We start from the raw sequence: 22,600 nt of genomic DNA, 5'->3' as shown, positions 1-22,600 counted from the left end.
CCCCGTTGAACCGGTTCGCCCGCGTCCGCAGATTCATGTCACATACGGGGAGATGTTCAGCTGCCGTGCGGTGAAATAGGCGGAATACGCGCTGTCTGGCATTGAAACCTTCATGCAACCTTCCGAAATCTAGGATTGCACGCAATTGCTCCACGAGTGTGATTCAGGAAGGACTCAAACATGCGCCTCCGGTTTCTTGGCTCCACCTCTGAGGCGGGGGCCTGTCCCTCCCTCTACGAGACCGATCGCGGGACCATCGTGGTGCAGGGTCTCCGGGTGACCGACGCCGAGGCGACGGCCGACCTGCGCCACGTCCTGGACGGCGAAACCGCCGTCGAGGTACCACGTGAGCTTCTCGTGGACATCGCCCGCCGAGTACTTTCTGTAAATATTGGTCACGATTAGGAGTGCTCTATGGTTTGATCCACATGCTCGGGGCTAGCGTCGTGCAGCACCATGGGGGAGGCGGCGTGAGCACGCGGGAACAACGGACGGACCACAGCCTCGGCACACGGCCCGCAGGAACGGCCGAGGAGATCGGGTGAGTGGGTTCCAGCAGGCCAGGACCGAGCTCGGCATGCGACTGCGGCACCTGCGAGAGACCGCCCACCTGTCGGGCAAGGACCTGGCCGAGCGGCTGAGGTGGCAGGCGTCCAAGGTCTCCAGGATCGAGAACGCCCGCCAGACCGTCACCGAGGACGACGTCACCCGGTGGGCGCGGGCGGTGGACGCCTCCCCCGAGGTCGTCGAGGTGCTGTTGGAGCAGGCCGCGGGCCTGCTGGACCGTCAGGACTCCTGGCGGCAACGGCACCGCGGCGCGCTGGTCACGCTCCAGGAGGACATCCGCGACGTGGAGGCGCGGACGACCCTGCTACGGGCCTTCGAGCCCGGCGTGATCATCGGGCTGCTGCAGACCACCGAGTACGCCCGGAGCGTCTTCACTCGGATCAAGCACCTCTACCGGGAGCCCGACGAGATCGACGCGGCCATCCGGGTGCGCATGCAGCGTCAGGACGTCCTCTACGACCAGAGCAAGCACTTCAGGTTCGTCGTCCCGGAGGCGGCGCTGCGCTACCGGCTGGCCCCGCTGAACGTGATGCGCGGCCAGCTGGACCGATTACTCGCGGTGACCGCGCTGCCGAACGTGGAGTTCGGCGTGATCCCCTTCGAGACCCCCCTGCCCTCGGCGCCGCTCAACGGTTTCTGGGTGTACGACGAGGACCATGTGACGGTGCCGACCAGGACGAAGGATCTGCTTCTGCGCGACCCGGAGGACGTCGCCTTCTACGCGCAGACTTTCGAGGAACTCCGCGAGGTCGCGGCCTTCGGCCAGGGCGCCAGATCGGTAATCGTCCGAGTACTCAGCGATTTATCAGGACAATTAGAGGACTAAACACTGCAATTGCTTGATTAGCATCCCAAGATCGTGCAATTCTCTGTCCAGACGGAGGTGACTCACGATGCTGGACACGCTGTCTTGTCTTGAGAGATTCATTGCCGCCATACGGCTGCACGCCGACCTTTCCGTGCAGCGGATCTCGTTCGGCGACCCCGCGTACGTCTACGTCCGCAACCGTTTCAGCAACACCCTGGCGGAGACCGTGACCTGCGCCCAGGACGGCGGCTTCATCACCTCGTGGGGATATCGGCTCGGCACCAGCGACGACATCGACGACGCCGCGGCCCGGCTCGCCTTCCTCCTCGCCGCCATGCCCACTCCCCGGGTCTGAGCGCCCCGGCACCGGGCCGGTTCCCTGTCACGACGGCATCGCCCCTCGCCGCGAAAGTCAGCTCTCGGCCGGCACGTCGGGGAAGTCGGCGAGGTCGAGGCCGACCTCGCGGGCGGCGGCGACCCGGGCGTGGTGCAGCATCCGGCTCCGCGACATGTTGCCGGCGTGCAGGGTGTATCGGACCACGAGGCCGTCGAGCATGCCGTCGATCCGCTCGGCCGAGCCCAGGGGGTCGTCGCAGGTGAACTCACCCGAGGTGACGCCGTCGGAGATCACCTGGCCGAGGATCTCGATCCAGGCGCCCTCAAGCTCCAGCAAGATCGCGCGGACGTGCTCCTCGCGCACCCCGACGGCCCAGGCGTCGACCCAGAGGATCCAGCTCTGGTCGGAGCGGGAGGCGGGGATGTAGAAGCGCAGGACGCGATCCAGGCGATGGAGTGCGGTGCCGGGACCCGCGACGATCTCCTTCAGCCGCTGGACCTCGGAGTCGCTGGTGCTGCGGAGCATCTCGGTGATGAGATCGTCCTTGGTGGCGAAGTGGTAGTGGATCAGCCCACCGCTCACGTTCGTCGCCTTGGCGATGTCGGCGACGCGGGTGCTGGCCAGCCCGCGCTCCAGCACGACCCGCCTGGCGGCTTCAAGGAGCTCCGCTCGACGCTGGTCGGCCTGGTCGGCGCGGCTGCTGCGCGCCCCTCCTCCGCTATGCACGGCGCAAGACTACAGCAGCTCGGACCGCCGCTCACTACTCCTGATCAGCAGATCAGTCAATACCTCCACGCCTGTCTCATCGGCTGTATTCGGTCACCGTACGGGCGAAGAAGACGGTGACCGAATACGGCGACGACCGCTCACACTCCCGGAGGTGCGGGAGAGCGGGTGGGAGAGCCGGGCAGTCGGACGCGGGCGAGGATGCCGCCTCCGGCGGCGTTCTCCAGGTTCACCTCTCCCCCGGCGTCGCGCACGGCCTTGGCCACGATGGCCAGCCCGAGTCCCGAACCGGGCATGCTGCGGGCCGAGGAGGACCGCCAGAACCGGTCGAACACGTACGGCAGCTCCTCCTCCGCGATGCCGGGGCCGTGATCCCGCACGGTCAGCTCGCCGTCGCCGAGCCGCACCTCCACGGGTTCGGCCCGGTCGCCGGAGAACTTCACCGCGTTGTCCAGCAGGTTCACCACGGCCCGTTCCAGGGCCGCCTGGTCGCCCTGCAGGTACCAGGGGCTCAGTTCCACCTCGATCGAGGTGTCGGGGGCGCGCAGCCGCGCCCTGCGTACGGCCGCCTCGACGGCGTCGTGGAAGGCGACCTCGACGTGCGGTTCGTGTTCGTCCTCGACGCGTGAGAGCTGGAGCAGATCCCCGACGAGCGTGGACATCTCCTCGAACTGGGCCTTGAGGTTGGTCAGCAGCCTGCGCTTGGGAGCGGCGTCGAGAGGGCGCCCGGCGTTCTCGCTGCGCAGCAGCAGGTCGATGTTGGTGCGCAGGCTGGTGAGCGGGGTGCGCAGCTCGTGGCCCGCGTCGGCGATCAGCCGCCGCTGGCGCTCGCGGGACCCGGCCAGCGCGGTGGTCATCGCGTTGAAGGAGACCCCGAGCCTGGCGATCTCGTCGTTGCCCTCGACCGGGATCCTGGTGTCGAGGTCCTCGGTCCTGGCGACGTACTCGACGGCCTCGGTGAGCCGGCCGACGGGGCGCAGCGCCGTACGGGAGACGAGCAACCCGGCGGAGGCTGCGCCGAGCACACCGAGCGCGGTGACTCCGGCGAGAATCCAGGCGAGCGTGGCGAGGGTGGTGCGGACCTCCTCCAAAGATCGGGACTCCATGACCGCGACACCGGGGCGGACGTTCCTCGTCAGCACCCGGACCTCCTCGCCGTCGTCGGTGACGCCGTTCCTGAACACCTGCCGGCCCGGGGGGCCGTGTGTCAGGGCCAGGTCCGCCGGGGTGACCTTGACGGGGGTGGAGCCGGCCACGCACCTCTCCCCGTCGGCGTAGACCAGCTGGATGGGCGTGAGCCGGGGCAGCGGCCTGCGACCGGGGACCTCTCTCGGGTGGTCCGGGCCTCCGGGAACCCCCACCCCTCGTGGCCCTTCGTGGCAGTACGGACCGATCCACTCGATGCCCTGCGGCCGTCCCTCCAGCGAGCGCTCCACCTGCCGCAGCAGCTCGGCCTTCACCACGAACCAGCACAGCACCGCGCACACCGCGATCGCGAGCGCCACGGCCGCCGCCACCAGCAGGGTGAGCCGGGAGCGCAGGGAGCGGCGCCCGTTCACGCGGAGGTCCGCAGCACGTATCCGACGCCCCGGACGGTGTGGATCAGCCGGGGGCGCCCGCCGATCTCGGTCTTGCGGCGCAGGTACATGACGTAGACGTCGAGGGAGTTGGAGGACGGCTCGAAGTCGAAGCCCCACACCTCGCCGAGGATCTGCTCCCGGGTGAGCACCTGGCGGGGGTGGATCATGAACAGTTCCAGCAGCAGGTACTCGGTGCGGGTCAGCTCCAGCGGCTCGCCCGCGCGGGTGACCTCGCGACCCGCGGTGTCCATCCGCAGGTCGCCGAAGGCGAGCACCGCGTCGTCCTGTGCCGCGGGGGCGCTCAGGGCGCCGCGCCGCAGCAGCGCCCGGACGCGGGCCAGCAGCTCGTCCAGCTCGAACGGCTTGACCAGGTAGTCGTCGGCCCCCGCGTCCAGGCCGGACACCCGGTCGCCCACGGCGTCGCGGGCGGTGAGCATGAGCACCGGCAGGTGGTTGCCCGCCGCCCTGAGCCTGCGGCAGGCGGTCAGCCCGTCCATCCGGGGCATCATGACGTCGAGCAGGACCAGTTCGTACGGCTCCTGGTCGATCGCCTCCAGCGCCGCCTGGCCGTCCGGGGCGACGCCGACCCGGTAGCCCTCGAACTCCAGGCTGCTCTGCAGTGCCTCCCTGAGCGCGGGCTCGTCGTCCACGACCAGCACCCGCGCCGCCTCACCCTCAGCCATGACCTCCACGGTAGACGCACACCATGAGAGCGAGATGAACGCCTCAGGTGAGCAGTGCCATCGCGGCGTTGTGGCCGGGGATGCCGCTGACGCCGCCGCCGCGCCTGGCGCCCGCGCCGCAGAGCAGGACGCGCTCGAAGGCGGTCTCCACGCCCCAGCGCCCCGGCTCCCCGTACGGCCAGGACAGGTCGCGGTGGAAGATGTGACCGCCGGGCAGGCCCGCCTCGTTCTCCAGGTCGACCGGGGTCTTGGCCTCCAGGCAGGGGCTGCCGTCGGGGGCGCGCAGCAGGCAGTCCTCGACGGGTTCGGCGAGCACCTCGTTCATCGAGGCGAGCGTGGCGCGCAGCGCCGCCTCGCGCGCCCCCGCCGGGTCCTCCCGGAACAACCTGGCCGGCATGTGCAGGCCGAACAACGTCATCGTGTGGGCTCCGGTCCGGCGCAGCTCCGGGCCGAGGATGGAGGAGTCGGTCAGCGAGTGACAGTAGACCTCGGCCGGGGGCAGCGAGGGGATCCGCCCCGCCGACGCCTCCTGGTACGCGCGGGCGAGCCGGTCGCGGCCCTCGTTGATGTGGAACGTGCCGCTGAACGCCGCCGCGGGGTCCACACCGGTGTCCCTCAGGCGCGGCAGCCGCGAGAGCACCATGTTGACCTTGAGCTGTGCCCCCTCGGGGGTGGAGGGCTCGGCGTCTCCGAGCAGCCGGGCGAGCACGGCGGGCGGCACGTTGGCCAGGATCCGCTCGCCCGTCACCGTGTGCTCCCCGAGGGCGTCGCGGAAGGAGACCTCACCGGAGGGGTCGACCGCGAGGACCTCGGCGCCGGTCAGGATCTCCGCCCCCGCGGCGCGGGCGGCGTCGGCGAGCGCGCCGGAGACCGCGCCCATGCCGCCGACGGGGACGTTCCAGTCGCCGGTACCGTCGCCGATCACGTGGTAGAGGAGGCAGCGGTTGGCGAGCAGGTCCGGGCCCGCGGGGTCGGCGAAGGTGCCGATGAGGGCGTCGGTGAGGACCACGCCGCGTACGGTGTCGTCGGCGAACCGCTCGTCCACCACCTCGCCGATCGGGCGTTCGAACAGGTCGCGCCAGGCCTCCTCACCGACGAGGTTCCGCGTCGCCGCGCGGTCGGCGAGGGGTTCCAGCAGCGTCGGCGCGATCCGTTGGGCCACCTCGGCGGTCATCCCGTAGAAGCGACGCCACGCCTCCAGCTCACCGGTGCCTCCGGTGACCCGGGCGAAGGAGGCGGCCGTCCGCGCGGCGTCGCCGTTGTCGACGAGCAGCCCGGTGTCGCCCACCGGCGTGTACGAGGCGTACCTGCGGCGGCGCAACGCGATCTTGAGCCCCAGGTCGGTGACGATCTTCGAGGGCAGCAGGCTGACCAGGTAGGAGTAGCGCGAGAGCCTCGCGTCGACCCCGGGGAACGCCTTCGCCGAGACGGCGAGGCCGCCGACGTGACCGAGGCGTTCCAGGACGAGGACGCGTCGTCCGGCGCGGGCGAGGTAGGTGGCGGCGACCAGGCCGTTGTGGCCGCCTCCGACGATCACGGCTTCGTAGCGAGAGCGGAGCACGAGACTTCCCAATCGGTGAGTAGGTGAGGTGGGTGAACAGGTGAGGGAACAGGTCCGGAGTCATCGCCGCTCGCGGGCGGCGGAGAGGGTGATGTCGAGGAGGGTGGCGGCGGGGCCGGTGAGGACGCGCCCGTGGCGCCACACCGCCCGCAGGCGGCGCGTGAGGTCGATGTCCTTCGTGGGCACCTCGACCAGGCGGCCGGTGGCCAGCTCGGCCTCCACCGCGTAGCCGCTGAGCACGGCCGGGGCGGCGCCCTCGCGGGCGGCGCCCTTGACCGCGGCGTTGGAACCGAGCTCCAGTCTCGGGGGGGCGGCCGTGTGGCCGGTGAGCGCGAGGTCCAGCGTCTCGCGGGTGCCCGACCCCCGCTCGCGGACGACGAGCGGGGTGGCGGCCAGCTCTGCGGCGAGCAGCGGGGTGCGGCGACGCGCCCACGGATGCCCCGGCGCGACCACCACCACGAGCCTGTCGGTGGCCACCACCCGCGACACCAGCCCTGCCGGGACCGAGGGCCCCTCCACGAACCCGAGTTCGATCTCCCCTCCGATCAGCCTCGCCACCTCGGCCGAGTTCTGCACGTCCAGGCCGACCTGGACCTGGGGCTCGCGATCCTGGAGCTCGCCCAGCCATCGAGGCAGCAGGTATTCGGCCACCGTCATGCTGGCGGCGATGTGCAGGTGCGCGGCCCGGCCGTGCCGTACCGCCTCCGCCCCCCGCATGAGCTCCTCCGCCGCGGCCAGCACCTGCGCGGCCCAGGCCGAGACCATCACGCCCTGCGGGGTGAGAGTGGATCCGCGCGGGGTGCGCTCCAGCAGGGGCAGCCCGAGACGGCGTTCCAGCAGGGAGATGCGCTTGCTCACCGACGGCTGCGCGATGCCCGCGGCCCGGGCGGCCTGGCCGAGACTGCCCAGGCGTTCCACGTCGACGAGCAGGCGCAGGGATTCGAGGTCGGGCAGCTCACTCATAGCGCCAGGCTATGACCTGCCACAGAGGTGACGGCTACCGGCCTCCCGGCGTCACACCGACACTCGGGGCATGCCCGTCTCCCACTCCCCCCCTCCTCCCGGCTCCGCCACGCGGTCCCCGACGATGTCCGTACGCCCGGCAGCGAGCTCGGCTGCGGCACCGACGTCGGCACCGGGCGCGTGGTCCGGAACTCTCGGGAGGCTCGCGCCGGGGCTCGGGGCCGTGACCGTCGCGGTGGTCCTGGCGACGGCCGCGACCAGGGTCGTTCCGGGGGTGAGCGCCGGCGTGATCGCGGTGTTCCTCGGGGTCGCGCTCACCAACCTCGGCGGCCTGCACCGGTCGCTCGTCCCCGGGCTCGGGTTCACCTCCCGCCGGGTGCTCCGCCTGGCGATCGTGCTGCTCGGCCTGCAGATCGCGTTGCCGGAACTACTGGCGCTCGGCTGGCAGGCGCTCGCGGTGGTCGCCGCGGCGACGGGCGTCACGTTCATCGCGACACGGCGGATCGGAGGTCGCCTCGGGGTGGGTCCGCGCAGGTCCCTGCTGATCGCGACCGGCGTGTCCGTCTGCGGGGCGGCGGCGGTGGCCGCGATGCACGAGGTCGCCGACAGTGACGACGACGACGTGGCGGCCGCGGTCGGCGTGGTCGTCCTGTACGGCAGTGCCTCGATCGTCATGCTTCCCCTGCTCGCGGGGGCGTTGGGACTGACGCCGCAGCAGCTGGGACTGTGGGCGGGGGCCTCGGTGCACGAGGTCGCGCAGGTGGCGGCCATCGGCGCGGCGGCCGGAGCGGGTGTCCTGGTGAGCGCGATCGCCGTCAAACTGGCCCGGGTCGTCCTGCTCGCCCCGATCGTCGGGCTGACCTCCGTCTCCCTGCGCCGTGCCGCGACGGACCGCTCCAGGAGCGAAAGCGCCCGGAACGCCGGGAGCACCCGGAGTGCTGGGAGCGTTCGGGACGTCAAGGACACCGGGGACACCGGGGACACCGGGGACACCGGGGACACCGGGGACACAGTGCGGCGCCCGCCGGTGGTGCCGCTGTTCGTCGCCGGGTTCGTCGCGGCCGTGGCGGCGCGGAGCATGGGCGCGGTGCCGCCCGAGATCGTCCAGGTGATTCCCGGCCTCACGGCGGTGCTGCTCGCCGCCGCGCTCTTCGCCCTGGGGACCGGTGTGGATCTGAGAAAGCTCGCGCGGGGCGGGCGATCGCTGCTCTTGGGCGGGATCGCCACGGCCATCATCGGCGGGATCTCACTGTTCGGGGTGCTGGTCATTGGCTGATCTTTAAGTGGACGTCTCCTCGCAACCGTCGTAACGTGCTCTTTTTGGGGAAGACGGTGTCGTTTACACCGTTCCAAAAGCAAGCAATGATTACGACCTCGGACAAGGAGACAGAACCAGCTCATGCGTACCACCCGACAGTCCCTCTCCAATGTGCTCCGCCCCTCGGACGAGGTGGCCGAAGCGCTGGAGCGGGGTGCCCCGATCGTGGCGCTGGAGTCCACGATCATCTCTCACGGCCTGCCACAGCCCCGCAACCTCGAGGTCGCGGTGGAGCTGGAGCGGATCGTCCGGGAGACCGGGGCGGTGCCCGCGACGATCGCGGTGCTGGACGGCGTGGCCCGCATCGGCCTCGACAAGAGCGAGCTGGAGCGCGTCGCCGGTGAGCCCGGGCTTCGCAAGCTGGGCTTTCGCGACCTGCCCACCGCCGCCGCGCTCGGGGCGAGCGGGGCGACGACGGTCTCCGCCACCTCGTTCCTCGCCGCCAGGGCGGGCATCCGGATCTTCGCCACCGGCGGCCTCGGCGGCGTGCACCGCGGATGGACCGAGAGCCAGGACGAGTCGGCCGACCTCGACATGCTGAGCCGGACCCGCATCACCGTGGTCTGCGCGGGCGTGAAGTCGATCCTGGACGTTCCGGCCACCCTGCAGCGGCTGGAGACGCGCGGCGTCACGATCGCGGGGTTCCGCACCGACGAGTTCCCCGGCTTCTACCTGCACTCCTCCGGCGAGCCGATCGACTGGCGCATCGAGACCCCTGACGAGGCGGCGGGCATCATGCGGGCCCAGGACGCGCTCGGCGGCCCGGAGACCGCGCTCATCGTCGCCAACCCGGTGCCGCTGTCCGAGCAGCTCGACCCCGAGCTGCACGACCGGATCCTCGCCGGCGCCCTCGCCGAGGCGGAGCAGCGGCGGATCACCGGTCAGGCCATCACCCCGTTCCTCCTGGGCTACCTGGTGCGCGGCACCGACGGCGCCTCGCTGGAGGCGAACCTGGCCGCGGTACGGGGCAACGCCCGTGTCGCCGGGCAGATCGCGGCCTCCTGGAGCCGGGGAGACTGAGGGCACCGTGGCCGGAACGGGGCTGCTGATCATCGGCGACGTGGTGACCGACGTCGTCGCGCTTCACGGCGGGTCCGCCAGGAGCGGTCTGGCCGTCGGGACGGACACCGCCGCCGACATCGTGCTGCGCCCCGGCGGCTCCGGCGCCAACACGGCCTCCTGGGCCGCCTGGCTGGGCGCCGACGCGCGGATCCTGACCCGGGCCGGCTTCGACACCGCCGACTGGCACGCCGCCGAGCTGCGGAGGTTCGGGGTGCGGCCACACCTGCGGGTCGACCCCGACCGGCCCACCGCGGTGGTGATCGCCATGGTGGACGTGACCGGGGAGCGTTCCATGCTCACCAATCGGGGCGCGGGCGGGCACATCGGCACGGGCGACTGGGACGAGACCCTGCTCGACGGTGTGGGTCATCTCCACCTGTCCGGATACACACTGTTCGCCGAGCCTGGGCTCCAGCTTTCCCGGCTGGCGATGGCCGAGGCGTCCCTGCGCGGGGTCTCGATCAGTGTGGACCCGGCCTCGACCGGTTTCCTGCGCTCGTTCGGCGTCGAGCGGTTCGTCCGGGAGACCCTCCCCGCCCAGCTGGTCATCCCCAATCTGGACGAGGCGCTGCTGCTCACCGGCGAGGCGACCGCCGAGGGGGCGGCCGAGAGCCTGAGCCTGCGCTACGGTGCCGCGGCGGTGAAGCTGGGATCCCGCGGCGCGCTGATGGCCAGGGAAGGAAAGTTGGCCGCCCGGGTTCCCGCGCTCACCACCGAGGTGATTGACTCCATTGGAGCGGGGGACGCGTTCGCCGCCGGGCTGCTGACGGCCCTGCTGAGCGGGGCCACCGACGAGGTCGCGCTGGACGCGGGACGCCGTGCCGGGGCGGAGGCCGTGACGGTTCTGGGTGGCCGTCCACGTGTCCTTCCGTCTGATTTGGGTACCAGGGAGCTTTACCCTCTTAATGCCAATTGATAGCTTGCGGCGTAAGCTGCACCATTAGCCACACGCGTCACTTTGGGGAGGTTACGGTCCGCCGATGGATGCCGAGTCATCGATCTGCCTGAGTGATCTGGTCCCGGCCCTGCGCTGGAGCCGTCCCCAGCAGGTCGCCGAAGCCCTCGCCGACCCCCGGCTGCCCGCCGGCTGGTGGTCGTCGGTCACCCTGCCAAAGGCCCTCGGCGCCGCAGGGCTCGACTGGGTTTGCGACAGGCTGGCCCGGCTCTCGCTGTCACGCTGGGACCATCTGCCGTTGAGCGACGTGCTGCCCGCGCTGCACGTGCACACGGTCGATCCCACCCTGCCCGACTGGCCGGAGCCCGCGCGCTCGGCCATCGCCGGCCTGGGCGGCTGGAGCCGCCTGCGCCGCCTGACCGCGGGAGACCTGAGCGCGCCCGCGACGCCCTCCCCCGAGATCGTGGTCACCGCCGTCTTCCGCGAGGTGCTCAGCCACATCCCCGGCCTCGTCGAGCAGGCCGCGCCGGCCGCCGTCCACGCCCAGGTCCCGCTCCAGGAGCGCGACCAGGACCCGGCGCAGACACCCGCGCCGCAGATCCCCGCCCAGCCGTCGGCGCCGCAGGCGCCGATTTCCGAGCCCGCGGCCACAGAACCGGCGGCCCCCGAACCTGCAGCCCCCGCGCCCCCGGTCAACCTCAACGACTACCCGCTGGTGCGCCTGGTCGACAACATGTTCCGCGACTGGAGCCCGCTGGAGCGCGCGGTCGCCGTGGAACGGCTCTTCGCGGTCGACCCGATCAGCCTGCGCGCGCTCGCGCACAAGCTGAACGCCGACCGCGACGCGCTCTCGACGGCCCAGCGTGCCGCCGAGGAACGCATTCTGCTCTGGCTGCGCTCCCCGGAGTCCGCCCCGCTCACCGGGCACATGTTCGGGCTGACCGAGTGGCTCGGCGCCGCCGCCACCAAGGACCAGCTCATCGGTGCCGACCCCGCGCATCCGATCGAGGTCCCGACCCTGCGGACCCCGCTGTGGAGGGTGCTCGTCACGCTCATGCCGGACCGGCGGCTCCAGGACGACTGGCTCGTCGTGGGCGACCTGGGCGGCCTGCGCGAGCGGACCCGCCAGCTCCTGTCGAACAAGCCGATCGACAGCGACTCGCTCAGGCTCATGGAGCACCAGCTCGGCATCCGTGCCCACTCGGCCCAGCCCTGGCTGGACGCCCTCGCCGCCGCGAGCACCGCGCAGGAGGCGGCCCCGCAGGAGGGTGCCTCCGAGGAGGTCAGGCAGCTGCCGCGCCGCACCCCGGGGGCCAACGGCCATCATCACCGCGGCGGACAGCCGATCCCGCAGGTGAACACCGGCGCCATCGACCCTCGCGCGGCCCTGGCCACGCTGTCGGCCCTGGCGGGCGGAAACTCCAGGCCGCACCTGATCACCAGCCAGCGGGCCCCGCTTCACTCGCCCGCGAGCCCGTCGTCCGACCCGGGCCGCTGGCAGCGCATCGAGGTGACCAGCGACCACCTGCGGGGCGGCCCGGTGGCCGTGCCCGAGGGATACGCCACCCGGCTGGGCATGCGTCCCGGCACGTTGCTGTCGGTCACCGGCCCCGGCGACAACGCGGTGGTCCTGGTCTGGCGGGACCACCCTGTCTTCGACTCGCTGCAGCCCGTCCTGATGCGTCTGAACGCCCGTCCCGGCGACCAGGTCTACGTCACCGTCGACGGCTACCGCCTGGACGCCCAGCTGCCCGCCTGACGGCATTCCGCCTGTTCCCTTCCCCGTGCTACGGAGAAGGGACGGGCGTGAGGCACGGGAATCCGGCGGGGAGAGCGGGCTTGATTTCGTTTATGTGAATCGGCGCTATGCTTGGGCCTCCCGAGGCTGGAATTAACAATGGGACCCGTATTCCAGGGGTCCCATTGGTCGTTTTCATGTCAACAAAGTCCCATTTCTCCGCTTCTGCTGGCGATTTTGACGGCCCACCTCACAAATCAGTTGTCAGCTGTTGTCCAACGGCTGACAACGAGAACAGGAATACGCAAGCTGTGGGGGACGGACCGGCGAGGGCGCCTCAGGCACGCAACGCCAGGAACCTCAGGTTGGCATGGGTCGGCTCGGCGCTTTCCATGACCGCGTTCCGGACCCTCGGCGTTTCCTATCCGCTCATCGCCCTGGCGCTCACCGGTTCTCCCATGGCCGCCGGATGGGTGGGGTTCGCCTCGACCGTTCCCGGCCTGCTGCTGTACATTCCGGCCGGTGCTCTGATCGACCATTTCGATCCGCGCCGGGTCATGCTGTGGACGGAGGCGATCCGGGGGATCGCCGCGGCCAGCGTCTTCTTCGCCCTGCTCTGCGGCTCGGCCTCACTGCCCCAGCTGCTGGTGGCCGCCCTCGTCGAGGGAGCCCTGTGGGTCCTGCACTCGCTGGCGGAGAACGCGCTGATCCCGATGCTGGCCGGCCGTGACGGACTTCGCCGCGCGCTCGCGCGAAGCGAGATGAGCTTCCACACCGCCGTCCTGACGGGAAGGCCTCTCGGCGGTTTCCTGCTGGGAGTCGGGCAGGCGATACCGTCCGCCGTCAACACCGTGCTCTTCTTTCTCTCGTTCGGCCTTCTGATGCGAATGGACGCGAAGGGCGTCCGACGAGACGCGCGCCCGCTGGTCAAAGTCGGCGACGGGCTGCGTGAGGTCGCCCAGCAACCCTTTCTTCGTACCGCGATGGCGCTCACCGCCTTCACGAATCTGATGGTCAACGCGCTCACCATGGTCTTTCTCGCGAGCTCTGCGGAACTGTCGCCGCTGATCGTCGGGGTGGTGCTGGCGGGGGGCGGGCTGGGGGGAGTCGTGGGATCCCTTGTCGTCCTGCGAGTGACACCGCCGTCCTACATGCTGTTCGCGCAGGTGTGGGTGTGGGCATTGGCGCTGTTCATCGCCGCTTTCGGTGGACACCCCGCTTCCTTCGCCGTGGCGACGCTGGTGACCGGGTGCAGCGGGGCCCTCAGCAATATCAGCATCAGGACCTTCGAGGCTCACGCGTTCGACTCGGACAAGATCGCGAGGGTGGCGAGCGTGTCCCGGCTCACCAGCCGCGTGGCGATCTCGGTGGCGGCGCCGCTCGGCGCCCTTCTCGTCACCTGCTTCGGCGGCGACGGGGCGACCGTGATCCTTTTCGTCACCATGGTCGCGGTCGCGATAGTCGTGACGGCCGTTCCCGCTCTACGCGGCAGCCTGATTCCCGGAGCGGAAAGGCTGATGCCCGGAGAGGAAAGACCCGCCCACTCCTGACCCGCCCACTCTGCCCCCCATTCCTGCCCCCACTCCTGAACCGCCCGCTCAGCTGAGCCCGACCAGGCGCTCCGCCTCCGCCGCCAGGTGGGCGGGGAGCCCGGGCGACCTCGCCGCGCCGGCCCGCCGGGCCAGTGCGGCCGCCTCCCCCGTCTCATCGGCCAGTGCCTTGATACGGGCGGCGTACAACAGCACCGGGCCGTGATCTCCCGCCTCGGCCCGCACAGCCCCGATCTCCCGTTCCGCCTCGGGGAAACGGCCCAGCGTGGCCAGCGCGAGAGCGTGGGCGGCCCTGGTGGAGGGCCACTGCAGCGGCCGGACCCTGTCGAGGTCGCGTAGCGCGGCCTTGGCCTGGCCGAGGCCGGCGAGGATCTCACCGCGGGCGCGCAACGCCTCGGCGAGATTTCCCTCCCTGCCCAGCACGTCGTTGAGGACGTCGCGCGCCGCGTCGGGATGGCCGTCGTACCAGAGCGCCCAGGCGAGCTCGGTCTGGATGTGCATGTCATCGGGCACGCGGCGTATCGCCGAGTACAGCTCCCGCACCGCGGCCGAAGGGCGTCCCTGGGCCAGCCGCAGCCTGCCGATCCCGGCGAGAAGGCCGCCGACCGCCGAGGTCGCCCCCAGCGACTCGAAGAGGACCGCGGCGGTGCGGTAGTGGGAGACGGCCTTCTCGAAGTCCTCGCGTCGGTGCGCGACGTTACCGAGGAAGGACTCGATCTCCGCCCGCGACCTGGTGTTGTCGCCGCAGCGCTCCAGAGCCTCCTCCGCCTGCTTCGCGGCCAGCGCGAACTCCCCGTCGCGGAACGAGAGTTCGGCGGCGCGCAGGTAGTCGTCGGGGAACGACCCGCTCTCGGCCCGTACGACGAGATGGTCGTTCTGGAGGATGGGCTGGATGAGACGCTCGTGCGAGAGCTCACACCACCGCGTGCCGGCCTTGATGTCCTCACGCAGGATGTGGCGGTCGACCAGCGCCCTGACCACCGCGTTCGGCATGCCGGCGGTGACGGTCTCCCCCTGGTAGACGACCTCGCGGGTGCCGAGCTCGGTGATGAAACAGCGGCGCAGCCAGCTCCTGAGCTCCGCGACGTCGTCCCCGAAGTGGTCATGGGCCACCTCGGAGATCATCCGCTCGGAGAAGTCGGTGAGCGAGCGGTCGGCGTTGGCGAACCTGCGGACGTGGTCGGAGGAGATGACCCGCACCTCCTCGGGCAGGGAGCGCCACATGGCCGAGCACACGACCTGCAGCTGGACGGGCTCGACCACCTTGGCGTCGGCGACGACCTCCTCGCCGAGCGCCCTGCCGACCCTGATCATGCGTAGGTCGTCCACCAGACCCCGTGCCGCGCCGGGGGCGAAGGAGCGGCCCGTCCCCTCGAGAGGCCCCTCGGTCGCCCGGACCGCGGCGGCCGTGTCGAGGGCGGTCAGCGAGAAGCGGCTTCTGGCCATGCCCGCCAGTTTCGGCTCGTGGGGAAGGATCGCGGCGAGGTGGTCCTCCCGGATCGAGACGAGAAGGCGCAGGTTCGGGTCGTCGTCCAGCGCCTCGACGAGCTGGCCGATGAACCACTCCCGGTACGGCTGGCGGTGGGCGAAGCCGCCGAAGAGCTCCTCGGCCTGGTCGATCGCGGCCAGGGTGAGCACCGGATCTCCGTACGGATCCTGGCGGGGCGGGCGCCGGCCCAGGAACTCGCGGATCGTCAGCCCCGCCAGCCGGGTGGGCGTCTCCGACGGGGACCACGACGACAGCAGCGCGAACACGTGCGGGTTGTGCCGTGAGAGCGCGGCGGAGGGGAAGGGCGAGCCGTGCGAGACCCGTCCTATCGGCAGGACGTCGGTCCTGCCCGCGTCCAGCAGCGGGAGCACCCCGGCCTGGATCAGCGAGGTCTTGCCCACGCCGGACGGCCCGTACAGCACGGTCAGGCGCCCGGCCTGCCACAGGTCGGAGACCTCGCGAGCCTCCCTGTCGCGGCCGAAGAACTTGGAGCCGTCCTCGCGGCGGAAGGCCCGCAGGCCGACGTACGGTTGACCGGTCGCGTCGGACCGGTCGCGATCGGGGGTCACCTCGGAGGTCACGGCACCGGTCCCATCCGCCGGCGCAGCTCACGGCAGAACTCCTCCGCCGTCCCCCAGAAGATGGAGATCCGCCAGTCTTCGTAGTATCTGGCCAGCTGGCGCTGGACCTCCAGCACGTCCGCCTTCGTGCTGGCGAGCGAGGGGGCGAGCTGGACGCTCACGTGCCTGCGGCGGTTGATCCCGGGAACGGCTTTCAACAGCCCGTGGAAAAGCACGCGAAACGTCCAGTCCTGCAGGCTGTAGCCGATGAACAGCAGGGGTCTCCTGGTCAGCGCCGCGAGAATGGAGGTGGGCAGCATTCGCTGGCCGCCCGCGACGCCGTCCACCGCGAGGTTGGTGAGAAACTCCAGATAGTCGTCCTCGGCCAGCACGATCGACGCCGGATCCTGCAGGTTGCCGTGCAGATGGTAGATGAGCGGAGCCTCAGGCCTGGGGTTCCAGCCCGCCTCACTGCTGAACAGATCCTCCGCGTAGGCGACCCCTTTGTTCCATGGGCAAATTGCCACATTCGGCCTTTTTCCTACTGCTTCGAGCGAGCGCAGGATGAAGTCGTCGTAGTTCGTCGTCAGGTATACCGGAAGAGGGAAACTCGCCAGCAGGGCGTGCGGCTCAAGCGGGTCGAGGAAGTCGGGAGCTCCCCCGGCATCGAGTTCGTCGCAGATCCGCCTCTTCACATATACCGAATCCCCGTATCTCATCACCGCGAACTGCGTCACCCTGGGGAGATCGTGGTCGTCGGCGAAGGGATAGTCCCATCGGCGCGCCATGTCGCGGCTCAGCGCCGTCCCCGTCGGCAGGGTGCCCACGCACGCCCCCGATCCCAGGAAGGGCGTGCAGTCTCCGCTGTTCAGCTGGTCGAGCAGGCGCTCCCACTCGGCCTCCCCCATGTCGTGCACGCAGGGCACCACCTCACAGGCAGAAGGCCCGTTTGGACCACGGACCCGATGCCGAATGACTCTATTGCCCCGGTCAACCCCCAGCGAGCAGGACCTTGATGCCCGGCTCACCGACCGACGGGAAACGGGCGGATGCTTCACGGTTATCTTTCTGTCGCACTCTGCCCGGAATCGCAAGGCGATCGCTCATATCGAGCTGTCGAAACCCGCGCTCGGCTCCAGATCCGCACCGTGCTCGAAAAACTCCTCCAGCACTCTCCTGAGGGAGGCGCTCCCGACCTTCTCAAGATCCCTGAACGACAGATCGGTGATGTCGATGGAGACCGTCGACGCCGCACCGTCATAATGCATTTGCGCTCCCTACTAAACGACCCTGCCGCCGACCTGTTTTCGGCCACCCCAAACGGGCGTGACACCCATCTGCCGTGCCCGCAGAATTCAAGATGCGCCGTTCATTTATTTGATTCTGTTCTGCCCGGCTTCTCGAATCAAGCTCTAAGATGGCGGCAGAATCCTTCGGATCGAACAGGGCGGAGGCCAGAGGTGGTGGAGCTTTCACACGCCGCGAACACGGTGCCGGAGCGTCAGCCCGAGATCTGGGAGAAAGTCCCGCCCCGCAACAGAAACTTCACGGGGCGGGACGACCTGCTTCTCAAGCTCCGCCAGGGCATCAGCACCGTCACCGCCGTGGTCCCCCAGCCCCAGGCTCTTCAGGGATGGGGCGGCGTCGGCAAGACCCACCTGGCCATCGAGTACGCCCACCGTTACCGCTCGCACTACGACCTTGTCTGGTGGATCCCCGCCGACCAGCGCGTGCTGGTGCCGTCCGCCCTCGCCGCGATGGCCCCGCACCTGGGCCTGCCCGCGGTCTCGGCCACCGGCGTCGAGGAGGCCGCGGAGGCCGTGCGCAGGACGCTGCAGAGCGGCGACCCCTACCGCCGCTGGCTGCTGATCTTCGACAACGCCGAGGAGCCGGGGCAGGTCGCGGAGTTCATCCCGCGCGGGCCGGGCCATGTCCTGATCACCTCCCGCAATCCCAAGTGGGAGGACCACTTCGAGACCCTCCAGGTCGACGTCTTCACCCGCGAGGAGAGCGTGGCGTTCCTGAAGAAGCGCCTGCGCAGGGAGGTTCCCGACGACGACGCCTCGCGACTGGCCGAGCAGCTCGGCGACCTCCCCCTCGCCCTGGAGCAGGCCGGAGCGCTGCAGTACGAGACCGGCATGTCGGTCGACGAATACCTGGAGCAGCTCGAAGAGCAGGCGAGCCGCCTGCTGGGCGCGAACCGGGCGCCGGGATACCCACTGTCGATGACCGCGGCCTGGAAGGTGTCGGTGTCGCTCCTGCAGGACCGCCTCCCCGAGGCGATCACGGTTCTGCGCTGCTGTGCCTTCTTCGGGCCCGAGCCCATCCCGCGCGACGTGTTCCGCAGGAGCAACAAGGCCGTCGTCCCCCGCCTGAGCGCGATCCTGTCCGACCCCATCCTGCTCGCCACGGCGCTGAGCGAACTCAGACGCTTCGCCCTGGCCAGGATCGAGCCGGCGACCCGCACCATCCAGGTCCACCGCCTGGTCCAGGCGCTCCTGCGCGACGACCTGCCGGAGAAGGACCAGCAGGAGGTCAGGCACGAGGTCCACGTGCTGCTCGCCGGCAGCGCCCCGAACGATCCCGACGACACCGACAAGTGGCGCGGTTTCGAGGAGCTGGTCGCCCACGTCGCCCCCTCGGGCCTGGAGGAGTGCACGGATCCGCGGGCCAGGTCGTTCGCCCTGTCCATGGCCCGTTACCTGTACCGGTCGGGCAACTACCAGTCGGCCCATTCGTTCATCACGAGCTTCATCGAGAGATGGAGCCAGGTCAGCGGGCCGGACCACCTGGACGTGCTCGTCGCGTACAGACACCTCGGCAACATCCTGCGAGGTCTCGGGCAGTACGCCAGGGCGTACGACATCGACCACGCGACCCTCGACAAGATGACCGAGATCCTCGGTCCCGAGCATCCGGAGACCCTCGCGACGGTCAACGGCTACGCGGCCTCGCTGCGTGCCCGCGGCGATTTCCTCGCCGCTCGCACACTGGACCAGGAGTCGCGGGTCACCCACATGAACGGCCTGGGCCCCTCCGACCCCTCCACCCTGCGCGTGGTGTACAACCTGGCCCTCGACTACGCGCTGACCAGTGACTACGCGGAGGCGCGCAGGCTGCACCAGGAGACCTACCTGGAGCAGAGCTACATGGCGGAGGGGATCAGCAAGGGCACCCTGCTGCTGTCGTGGAACAGCCTGGCCAGGACCGTGCGACTCTGCGGCGACTACACGGAGGCCTGCGACCTGGGCGAGGAGGCCTACGCCTACGGCGTCCAGGAGCTGACCCTCGATCACCACTACACCCTGCTGGCCGCCAAGGACCTCTCCATCGCGAAACGGCGGGCGGGAGAGATCACCGAGGCCCTGGAGCTCGCGCACGACACGCACACCCGCTTCCAGCGGCTGTTCGGAGACGCTCACCCCGACACCATGGCGGCCGCGATCAACCTCTCCAACGCCCTGCGGGCAGCGGGCAGCCTCGACGAGGCGTACGCGATCGCGGAGAAGACGATCAGCCGCTATCCGAAGGTGTACGGAGCCGACCACCCCTACACCAACGCCTGCGAGGGCAACCTGGCGATCCTGCACCGCCTGCGCGGGGACCTCGCGAAGGCCCGCGCCCTGAACGAGAAAGCCAGGGATGCCCTGATCGCGAAGGTCGGTCGCAACCACCACTACCCGCTGAGCTGCGCCATCAGCCTCCAGAGCGACCTGGCCGCGATGGGAGAGAGCGACAGTGCCCGCGAGCTCGGCGAGGACACCCTCGGCCTGCTGCGCAAGCTCCTCGGCGAGAACCACTTCCTGAGCCTCGCCTGCGCCGGCAACCTCGCCCTCGACCTGCGGGCGACGGGCGCCGAGAAGGAGGCCGATCTCCTGTACGCCGACACGATGCGGCGATACGAACGCCCTTTGGAGATCGGTCACCCAGACGCCCTGCTCGCGAGCGAGGGCCGTCGCATCGAGTGCGACTTCGACCCCCCGCCGATCTGACCACCCCCGGCTCAGGAGTTGCGGCGCCTCCAGCTCTCAAGGTGCTGTTCGGCCTCGCGACGGGCCTGCGCCGCCACCGCGAGGTCCACCGGCTCGTCCAGCCAGGCTTCCAGCGTGCCCCTCATCGCCTTCACGAATTCCGCCCCGCGCTCGTTCAGGCCCCCGCTCGCCATGAGCGTGCCGGTGACGCCGTACGCCGCCTCTCTCCAGCGCGCGAACTCGACCTGCCCACGGAAGGCGCGGGCTCCCCGCTCCGAAGCGTGCTGGCGCCTCCAGAATCCCGCCACCCCGAGGTAGGCGTACGCTCCCTGCAACAACCCGTTGACGGGGCGGGGGTCGTTCCTCCACGGCGCGTAGTGCCGCCGCCCGTTCTCGGGCAGGGTCAGCTCGACCGTGTCGGTCAGCGCCGTCAGCTTCGCGTGCTGGATCTCGTGGGCGAACGTCGCGGCCATTCCCAGGCCGTGCTGCGGCTCCGACAGGGCGACGGTCCCGAACGTCTCGCGCGAGGTGGCGCTGTTCTGGCCGAAGGCCGGTGCGTGTATGGGGGTGAGCGCCGTGATGCCGGAGGTCAACTCCGCGGCGACGGTCCAGTGGCGGGCGGTCAGGACGCGCCACGCGTCGCGCAGGCACGACGCCCAGTGCTTCAGCCGAGGCTCGCTCAGCCGCGACTCGGTGACATGTCCCGTGGGCCACCGGTAGGGGTCCACGTCGTCGACGACGAGGCTGAGCCCGGAATCCACCGGCAGCCGACGCAGAATCTGCCAGCCGGCCCCGTCGCGAAGGGGGTCGACACGGACCGTCGAGCGGCCGATGTCGAGCTCGGCCCCGTTCGCGTCCGGCCGCACGGTGACGGCGAGCACTCCCCGCGCACCTGCGGGAACGGTGAGGCGGCCGAGCCCCGGCAGGACGACGGCGTCCTCCTCGACGGCGAGGCGGACCTCGCAGGCGATCCGCGCTCTGACCGCGATCGCGACGACCAGGGCTGCCAGCCGACCGGGATCGTCCTTCGCCCCCGTACCGGCCCTGAGCGAGCGGTACGTCCGCAGCGCCCACGCGCCCACGGCCGGGTGGCACAGCTCCGGGTCGACCCGCTCTCTCCCCTGGCTCTCCATCTCGGCCAGGAGATCGTAGGCGCGAGCCGAGAGATCGGCGTGCGGATGGCCCGCCGCCTTCGCCTCAAGGACGAGCCCGCGGATGAAGAACCTGGTCCTGAGGCACTGCCGCACGCGCAGCTCGGCCATGGCCTCGGTCCCGCCCCCGCCCTTCGCGAGCCTGGAGAACGTCTCGTCGGACACCGGACGCAAGGTGAACCTCATGCGTTTCCCTTCAGCCGGGCGACGTCGCGTACGAGCCGCGCGCGAATGTGATCTATGAGCCGGTAGAGATCGGGACAGTAGACCGAGGGGCCGAGGAATCCGTGGGTCTCGCTGTAGCGGTGCGGGTAGAGTCCGCCGCCGCAGACGGAACGAAGGTCGCAGGCCCGGCACACGGGTGCCAGCGCGAGCTCGCCGATCTGACGGGCCGCTATGGACGGGTGCCCGAGCACCGTGTCGAAGGAGTCGCGAAGGACGTGCAGCAGGGTGGCGGGAGCGCCGTGATAGCTGGACTTGAGGATGTCCGACTGCTCGATGCTGCCGTCCGTCTCGATGACGACCATCCTCGCCGGGGAGAGGCCGATGGCCTCGGTACGGGACGCACGCCCGGTGAGCAGGCGGACGATCTCGTTGAAGAACCGGATCTCGGTCTCCTCCACCGCCGCCCCGTACCAGCGGTCGAAGATCGGCAGCAGCCAGTCGGCGTACGGGGTGGCGGCCGAGCCCGGGTCGCGAAAGGGCGGAGGTGTGAGCCAGTTTCCGTGCGGCAGGAGGAAGTCGACCGCCGGCGGGTCGAACTCCAGGAGCGCGTCGTAGGTGGCCAGCGGATCGTTGCGGACGTCGATCGTGCACAGAAGACCGCTGAAGAGATGGTGGAAGGGACCGGCCGTCAGTCTCCGCAACGAGGCGGCGACCATGGCGTGGCTTCCCTTTCCGCCCGTGAAGAGCCTGTGCCGGTCGTGGGCCGCCTCGTAGCCGTCCAGGCTCACCCCCACCCGGATCTCCAGGTCACCGAAGAGCCGCAGGTAGGCCTCGTCCAGGCGCAGCCCGTTGGTCTGCACGCCGACGTGGACCCGGGTCCCGACGTCGGCGGCCGCTCCCCTGATGGTGCGCACGGCGTGGGAGATGAGTTCCGGTCCGGCCAGAAGCGGCTCTCCCCCGTGCAGGATGACCTCCACCTCCGCCAGCTCGTGGGCGAGGGCGTGCTCCGCGATGCGCTGTGCCGTTCGCTGGACGATCGCCTCGGACATGCGCCGCGGCTGGGCCCTCCAGGACTGGTCCGCCATCTCGTAGATGTAACAGTGACGGCAGGCGAGGTCACATCTGCTGTGGATCTTCAGAATGAACTGTCGGAAGGCGAAGGGCCTCCATCCGGAAGCCAGTAGTTCGGCCACATCGAGTGTGGCCGGAAACACGTTTTCGGCCGACAGGATTTTGGGTTCCGGCTTCTCTAACAAATGCGGCACGCCTCTCTTGCGCCATTCCCATCTCGCACCACTTTGTGCCGTTAGTCAAGATTAAAGCCAGTAAAGCTTTCTTCAGTAGCACCTAACGGTCGTACAGCGAGATGACTTCTTCGACCGCGACGTCCCCCGCCCTCCATCTACCCTGTAGCTGACTTTCGGTACCTTGTATAACGCCACGCCGAGGTGGAGGCCGATCAACCGTGCGCGATTG

General features: G+C 70.1%; 19 protein-coding genes. 9 read left to right on the top strand and 10 right to left on the bottom strand.

Going from position 1 to position 22,600, the window contains the following annotated elements:
- The first annotated feature begins 180 nt into the window (after nucleotides 1–180).
- From ACIBH4_RS02560 to ACIBH4_RS02550, 3 genes are all read left to right on the top strand, one after another.
- Entirely contained in the window at nucleotides 181–405 is a 225-nt protein-coding gene (locus ACIBH4_RS02560; protein WP_362512152.1) for a hypothetical protein, read from the top strand.
- 136 nt (nucleotides 406–541) lie between these two features.
- The gene (locus ACIBH4_RS02555) at nucleotides 542–1,393 is read left to right on the top strand and encodes a helix-turn-helix transcriptional regulator (protein WP_362763335.1); all 852 of its coding nucleotides are present in this window, start codon (nucleotides 542–544) and stop codon (nucleotides 1,391–1,393) included.
- A gap of 67 nt (nucleotides 1,394–1,460) precedes the next feature.
- Nucleotides 1,461–1,730, top strand: coding sequence for a hypothetical protein (locus tag ACIBH4_RS02550; RefSeq protein ID WP_362512146.1), 270 nt, complete (start codon nucleotides 1,461–1,463; stop codon nucleotides 1,728–1,730).
- 57 nt (nucleotides 1,731–1,787) lie between these two features.
- Here the strand turns inward: ACIBH4_RS02550 and ACIBH4_RS02545 are convergent, their stop codons facing one another.
- The 5 genes from ACIBH4_RS02545 to ACIBH4_RS02525 form a co-directional block, all read right to left on the bottom strand.
- On the bottom strand, nucleotides 1,788–2,438 hold the full coding sequence (locus ACIBH4_RS02545; protein ID WP_362512143.1) for a TetR/AcrR family transcriptional regulator: 651 nt from the start codon (nucleotides 2,436–2,438) through the stop codon (nucleotides 1,788–1,790).
- 140 nt (nucleotides 2,439–2,578) lie between these two features.
- Entirely contained in the window at nucleotides 2,579–3,997 is a 1,419-nt protein-coding gene (locus ACIBH4_RS02540) for a HAMP domain-containing sensor histidine kinase (protein WP_362763338.1), read from the bottom strand.
- Nucleotides 3,994–4,701, bottom strand: a complete 708-nt coding sequence (locus ACIBH4_RS02535; RefSeq protein ID WP_362512137.1) for a response regulator transcription factor — start codon at nucleotides 4,699–4,701, stop codon at nucleotides 3,994–3,996. The genes ACIBH4_RS02540 and ACIBH4_RS02535 overlap by 4 nt, the downstream gene beginning before the upstream one ends.
- A gap of 43 nt (nucleotides 4,702–4,744) precedes the next feature.
- Complete coding sequence (locus ACIBH4_RS02530) at nucleotides 4,745–6,262, bottom strand: NAD(P)/FAD-dependent oxidoreductase (RefSeq protein ID WP_362512134.1); 1,518 nt, start codon at nucleotides 6,260–6,262, stop codon at nucleotides 4,745–4,747.
- Nucleotides 6,263–6,322: 60 nt separating this feature from the next.
- Nucleotides 6,323–7,225, bottom strand: a complete 903-nt coding sequence (locus ACIBH4_RS02525) for a LysR family transcriptional regulator (RefSeq protein WP_362512131.1) — start codon at nucleotides 7,223–7,225, stop codon at nucleotides 6,323–6,325.
- A gap of 223 nt (nucleotides 7,226–7,448) precedes the next feature.
- Here ACIBH4_RS02525 and ACIBH4_RS02520 point away from each other — a divergent pair, with 223 nt between their 5' ends.
- The 5 genes from ACIBH4_RS02520 (at nucleotide 7,449) to ACIBH4_RS02500 (ending at nucleotide 13,788) form a co-directional block, all read left to right on the top strand.
- Complete coding sequence (locus tag ACIBH4_RS02520) at nucleotides 7,449–8,501, top strand: putative sulfate exporter family transporter (protein ID WP_362512128.1); 1,053 nt, start codon at nucleotides 7,449–7,451, stop codon at nucleotides 8,499–8,501.
- Nucleotides 8,502–8,624: 123 nt separating this feature from the next.
- Complete coding sequence (locus ACIBH4_RS02515) at nucleotides 8,625–9,563, top strand: pseudouridine-5'-phosphate glycosidase (RefSeq protein ID WP_362512125.1); 939 nt, start codon at nucleotides 8,625–8,627, stop codon at nucleotides 9,561–9,563.
- Nucleotides 9,564–9,570: 7 nt separating this feature from the next.
- Nucleotides 9,571–10,521, top strand: a complete 951-nt coding sequence (locus ACIBH4_RS02510) for a sugar kinase (RefSeq protein ID WP_362512122.1) — start codon at nucleotides 9,571–9,573, stop codon at nucleotides 10,519–10,521.
- 64 nt (nucleotides 10,522–10,585) lie between these two features.
- On the top strand, nucleotides 10,586–12,259 hold the full coding sequence (locus ACIBH4_RS02505) for a hypothetical protein (RefSeq protein WP_362512119.1): 1,674 nt from the start codon (nucleotides 10,586–10,588) through the stop codon (nucleotides 12,257–12,259).
- Nucleotides 12,260–12,366: 107 nt separating this feature from the next.
- Nucleotides 12,367–13,788 (top strand): MFS transporter, encoded by a 1,422-nt coding sequence (locus tag ACIBH4_RS02500; RefSeq protein ID WP_362512116.1) that lies wholly within the window; start codon nucleotides 12,367–12,369, stop codon nucleotides 13,786–13,788.
- 48 nt (nucleotides 13,789–13,836) lie between these two features.
- Here ACIBH4_RS02500 and ACIBH4_RS02495 read toward each other — a convergent pair whose 3' ends face one another.
- From ACIBH4_RS02495 to ACIBH4_RS02485, 3 genes are all read right to left on the bottom strand, one after another.
- On the bottom strand, nucleotides 13,837–15,858 hold the full coding sequence (locus tag ACIBH4_RS02495) for a tetratricopeptide repeat protein (protein ID WP_362763344.1): 2,022 nt from the start codon (nucleotides 15,856–15,858) through the stop codon (nucleotides 13,837–13,839).
- Nucleotides 15,855–16,745, bottom strand: coding sequence for an SIR2 family protein (locus tag ACIBH4_RS02490; RefSeq protein ID WP_362763545.1), 891 nt, complete (start codon nucleotides 16,743–16,745; stop codon nucleotides 15,855–15,857). Before ACIBH4_RS02490 ends, ACIBH4_RS02495 begins: the two co-directional genes overlap by 4 nt.
- Nucleotides 16,746–16,940: 195 nt before the next feature.
- Nucleotides 16,941–17,105, bottom strand: a complete 165-nt coding sequence (locus tag ACIBH4_RS02485) for a hypothetical protein (RefSeq protein WP_350944028.1) — start codon at nucleotides 17,103–17,105, stop codon at nucleotides 16,941–16,943.
- Nucleotides 17,106–17,297: 192 nt separating this feature from the next.
- Between ACIBH4_RS02485 and fxsT the strand changes: the two genes are divergently transcribed.
- Nucleotides 17,298–19,829, top strand: coding sequence for an FxSxx-COOH system tetratricopeptide repeat protein (gene fxsT, locus ACIBH4_RS02480; protein WP_362512108.1), 2,532 nt, complete (start codon nucleotides 17,298–17,300; stop codon nucleotides 19,827–19,829).
- Nucleotides 19,830–19,840: 11 nt separating this feature from the next.
- On the opposite strand, the gene ACIBH4_RS02475 is transcribed toward fxsT, so the two are convergent.
- Together ACIBH4_RS02475 and ACIBH4_RS02470 are read right to left on the bottom strand one after the other, a co-directional pair.
- A complete protein-coding gene (locus tag ACIBH4_RS02475; RefSeq protein WP_362512105.1) occupies nucleotides 19,841–21,145 on the bottom strand; it encodes an HEXXH motif domain-containing protein in 1,305 nt (434 codons plus the stop codon).
- On the bottom strand, nucleotides 21,142–22,317 hold the full coding sequence (locus tag ACIBH4_RS02470) for an FxsB family cyclophane-forming radical SAM/SPASM peptide maturase (RefSeq protein WP_362512333.1): 1,176 nt from the start codon (nucleotides 22,315–22,317) through the stop codon (nucleotides 21,142–21,144). The genes ACIBH4_RS02475 and ACIBH4_RS02470 overlap by 4 nt, the downstream gene beginning before the upstream one ends.
- Nucleotides 22,318–22,600: the final 283 nt, after the last annotated feature.

Source organism: Streptosporangium sp. NPDC050284, from assembly GCF_044459525.1.
Lineage (GTDB): Bacteria > Actinomycetota > Actinomycetes > Streptosporangiales > Streptosporangiaceae > Streptosporangium.
The sequence above is the reverse complement of the archived record's forward strand: the minus strand, read 5'-3'. Positions and strand labels throughout refer to the sequence as shown.